3 protein-coding genes and 1 pseudogene are annotated in these 4363 nt (G+C 72.4%); all 4 read left to right on the top strand.

Going from position 1 to position 4363, the window contains the following annotated elements; translation table 11 throughout:
• Positions 1 to 87: 87 nt before the first annotated feature.
• Positions 88 to 984 carry a DUF4231 domain-containing protein gene (locus A8W25_RS30790; RefSeq protein ID WP_067167754.1) on the top strand — a complete coding sequence of 299 codons (897 nt, stop codon included), beginning with the start codon at positions 88 to 90 and terminating at the stop codon, positions 982 to 984.
• Entirely contained in the window at positions 984 to 3197 is a 2214-nt protein-coding gene (locus A8W25_RS30795) for an NACHT domain-containing protein (RefSeq protein ID WP_067167756.1), read from the top strand. Before A8W25_RS30790 ends, A8W25_RS30795 begins: the two co-directional genes overlap by 1 nt.
• 55 nt (positions 3198 to 3252) lie before the next feature.
• Complete coding sequence (locus tag A8W25_RS30800; RefSeq protein WP_067167757.1) at positions 3253 to 4134, top strand: AAA family ATPase; 882 nt, start codon at positions 3253 to 3255, stop codon at positions 4132 to 4134.
• Positions 4131 to 4363 (top strand): annotated as a pseudogene (locus A8W25_RS30805) (hypothetical protein); the annotation flags it as partial. The gene A8W25_RS30800 and the pseudogene A8W25_RS30805, both read left to right, overlap by 4 nt.

The following is a 4363-nucleotide window of genomic DNA, read 5'->3' on the forward strand; positions in this document are numbered from 1 at the left end:
GGGTGTCGTCCGTCATGGCGGCCATCCCTACCGCCAACACCCCGAATCCACCAGACACGAGCACCGAGCTACCGTCAAAATCCTTCTGTGGCACTGACTCAGGACGAATCGGCGATCGCGGCGGTCTGGGACCAGCAGAACGTCTGGTCGCGGAGCGCCGACCGGCTGAAGACGACCGTGGAGGGGGCGCGCAGCAAGGCGCTTGTGCTCGCCATCCTCGCGGCGGTGCTCGGGACCGGCTCGGCCCAGGCGATGGGCCACAGCGAGGTGGCCGGGAAGGTGCTCGCCTTCGCCGCGGCCGTGGCGGCGGGTGCGGCGCCGCTGCTCGCCCAGCGCGGCGGGGCGGTCCGGCTCAGCGACTGGATCCGGGTGCGCGCCGTGTCCGAGGCGCTGAAGGCCGAGGTGTACACCTGCCTGGCGCGGGTCGGGCGTTACCGGGAGCCGGAGGGCGCGGGCGCGCTGCTCGCCGAGCGCGGGCGGGCGTACCGGGCGGACGGCGGTGACCTGGTCCGCTACACCGCCGGGATCGCCGCCCTGCCGAGGCCGCTGCCGCCGGTGACCGACCTCGATTCGTATGTCGAGCACCGTCTGCGGCGCCAGATCGAGACGTACTACCGGCCCAAGGCCGAGTGGATGCGCGGCAAGGTCGTCCTCGCGGGCCGGGTGGAGCTGGCCCTCGGTGCTCTGGCCGCCCTGCTGGCGGCGGGCGCGGGCGTGTTCTCCGTCGGTGGGCTCGCCGCCTGGGTGCCGGTGGTGGCATCGGTCTCGGTCGCCCTGACCGCGCACGCCATCGCCCAGCGGTACTCGTACCAACAGCTCGAATTCATGCGCACGGCCGAGGAGTTGGAGCGGCTGCTGCACCGCTGGGAGCACGCGCCCGGGGCCGTGGGGACGCCCGAGGCGGCCGAGGCGTTCGTCGCCGAGTGCGAGCACGTCATCTCGATCCAGAACGAGGCGTGGATGATCCGTTGGACGGTGGGGTGATGGACAACCAGCCGGTGTTCTCGGACGCGACGTTCGAGAGGCGGTATCTCGACTTCGTGGGCAGGAGGTACAACCGGGTCGAGCTCTTCGGCGTCGACGTCTCGTCGCGGCGGTCCAGGAGCGGTTGGCCGCTGGGGGACCTGTTCGTCGATCTGAGGACGTTCGGCGATGCCGGGGAGGCCACGGCGGTGACAGCGGGGAGCGCGTTGGCCGGGAGCCGGCGGACGTTGGTGCGCGGTGCGGCGGGCTCCGGAAAGACGACGCTGCTGTGGCACATGGCCGTCTCGGCGGCGCGGGGGCAACTGAACGCGAGTGACCATCTGCACGAACACATCCCCTTCGTCCTGCCGGTGCGGAACCTCGGACGACGCCGCCCCGGGCTCCCGCGCCCGTCCGAGTTCCTGGACGCCGCCCGTCTGGTGATCGCGCACGAGCAGCCCGACGGCTGGGCGGAGCGCGTGCTCGGGTCCGGCCGGGGCCTGCTGCTCATCGACGGCGTCGACGAGGTGAGCGAGTCCGAGCGGGACGAGATCCGCTCATGGCTGGGCGACCTCCTCACCGCGTATCCGCGCTGCTCGTACGTGGTGACGACGCGCGCCCATGCCGTACCCGAACCCTGGCTGAAGGAGTGGGAGTTCACCGTTCTGGACCTGGGGCCGCTGAGTCCCGAGGACATCAGGGAGCTCATCACCCGCTGGTACGCCTTTGCCTCCACGGGCGCGGAAGGGCGGCGGCCGGAAAGGGAGGCGCTGGAGGAGAGGCGGGACGCGCTGCTGGCCGCTGTCGTCGAGCGGTCCGACCTGCGGGAGATGGCCGGCAACCCGCTGATGTGCTCGCTGCTGTGCGTCGTCCAGGAGGAGCGGGTCGGCCTGCTGCCCCGTACCCGTCTGGAGCTCTATGACGTCGTTCTCGACATGATGCTGACACGGCGGGACGAGGAACGGGCCGTATCGGTGCCCGGTATGAGCACGCTCGGGCGGGAGGTCCAGACCCGCCTGTTGCAACGCCTCGCCTACTGGATGCAGAACAACGGCCGGACCGAGATGGACTTCGACAGGGCCCTCGGCCTGATCGCCGGGGAGGTGTCGGCCCTTCGGCCCGGCGCCGTACAGGAGACACCCGAGAGGGTCCTCGCGTTTCTGCGGGAACGCAGCGGCTTGCTCCAGGAGCCCGCACCCGGTCGCCTCACCTTCCTGCACCGGACCTTCGGGGCCCATCTCGCCGCAAGAGCGGCCGTCGAGCAGGGCGACTTCGGTCTCCTCGCGGCCAGGGCCCACGAGCCGGCCTGGCAGGACGTCGTCCTCATGGCGTTCGGCCATGCCCGGCGGCGCGACAGCGAGGAGCTGTTCCAGGGGCTGCTGGACCGCGCGGAACGGGACCCGGACCACCGCGTCCGGCTGCACCTGCTGGCCGCGGCGGGACTGGGGTACACCGTCATGGTCGACCCGGCCGTCCGCGAACAGATCGAGTACCGACTGGCCCAGTTGATCCCGCCCCGGACGCCCGCCGAGGCCGACGCGCTGGCCGAAGTGGGTGAACTGGCACTGGAGTTCATGCCGACGCCCGAGAGCCTCGACCCCGACGGCCCCGAAGCGCGGATGATCCTACGAACCGCCCAGCGGATCGGTGGCGCTGCGGCCCATGAGTTGGTCCGCCGTTTCGCCGCCGCCCGCAGGCAGCGCGCCGCCGGTGTGCGGCGAGAGCCCGCCCGGCCTGCTCCCGAGATCGTCCGGGTCGAGTCATGGGCCACCGCCCCCGGGCAAGTGGCGGCGGGCGCCCGGGCGTTGGAGCTGTCGGTCGGCGAGGTGCCGAGCGACCTCGACCGGCTCGCCGCCACCGTCCACGACGTGGTCTGGCGCGGCGCCGCGCCCCCGTACGACGTACTCACCCGACTGCCTCTCCTGCGCAATCTGCTCATCGCGGACAGCCCGGCCCTGACGGACCTCGACGGCCTCGCCGGGCTGCGGCGGCTGCGTTCGCTGCGGATCGAGGGGTGCCCGGCCCTCCGCGACCTCACGGCGCTCGCCCACACCGGTGTGGTGTTCCTGGACGTGTCCCCCAATCCCGGGGCGGCCGCACTCGCCGCGCTGGCCCGGGCGCAGCGGCTGCGGGTGCTCGGATTCCCCCTGCCCGCAGGGAAGTTCGATCTGGAGGCGCTGCGGCGGGACCTGCCGGGAGTGGAGCTCGTGCCGCGTTCCCGCGTCCGGCTGTGAGGCGCGGCGCGGGCGTGCAGAATGACTTCCGGACGCATTGCCGAGGGAGGGCCGCGTGCTGCGGTACGACAAGGAGTTCGACCCGAAGAACGACGTCCCGGGCGACCCAGCGGACGCGGGACGGTACGCCGCCGACGACGAGGTGTACGTCTTCGACGACGACGAAGTCGTCCTCGCGGTCAATGTCGCGCTCAAGACGGGGCGCCCGCTCCTGCTGTTCGGCCCGCCGGGCTCCGGCAAGTCCACGCTCGCCCCCAACGTGGCCAGGATCATGGGCTGGGAGTACCACGCGCATGTCGTCACGGCCCGCACCGAGCCCGAGGACCTGCTGTGGCGGTTCGACGCCCTGAAGCGGCTCAACGACGCCCAGGCGCAGCGGCTCGTCGACGACATGGGGCACTACTACACCAGGGGCCCGCTGTGGCGGGCCTTCGCGGCCCCCGGCGGCAAGCGGTCGGTCGTCCTCATCGACGAGATCGACAAGGCGGACCCGGATCTGCCGAACAGCCTGCTGGGACCGCTGGGTTCACTGTCGTTCCCCGTACCGTGGGACGACGAGCGATCCGTCTCCGTACCGCCGGAGCGAGCGCCGTTCGTGGTGATCACCACCAACGACGAGCGGGAGCTGCCCCGGCCGTTCCTGCGCCGCTGTATCGTCTCCGAGCTGCGCTCCCCCTCCAAGGAGCACCTGCTGAAGGTCGCGGGCTTCCATCTGGGCGAGCGCTACGAACCGGAGCTCGCGGAGAAGGTCGCCGGGCACATCCTGGACGTCCGCAGGACGCTGGAGGAGCCGGGGGCAGGGCCCAGCACCGCCGAATACCTCGACGCGCTCAAGGCCAGCCAGCAACTCGGCGTGGTGCCCGGCACGCCCGAGTGGGCCGCGCTGGAGGCGGTGACCCTGCGCAAGCGGCGTGACGCTTCGGAGCCCACCGCGTGAGCGGGCGCGGCGAGATCTTCCTCGGTGATCTGGTGCGGGCCATGGCCGAGCTGAAGCCCGCGGACCTGGCCACCGCCGCCGCCATGGCCGCACTGCTGGGGCAGGGCGGCCGCGCGCCCACGGCCGTGCCGCAGAGCCGTCCGGTCCGGGCCACCGGCCGCGGAAGGACGGGTGGTGGCGCGAGTGCGGTGCGGCAGGCGACGGCGTCCGGCGGGCCCCCGCTCAGCAC

Source organism: Streptomyces sp. ERV7 (assembly GCF_001653515.1).
Taxonomy (GTDB): domain Bacteria; phylum Actinomycetota; class Actinomycetes; order Streptomycetales; family Streptomycetaceae; genus Streptomyces.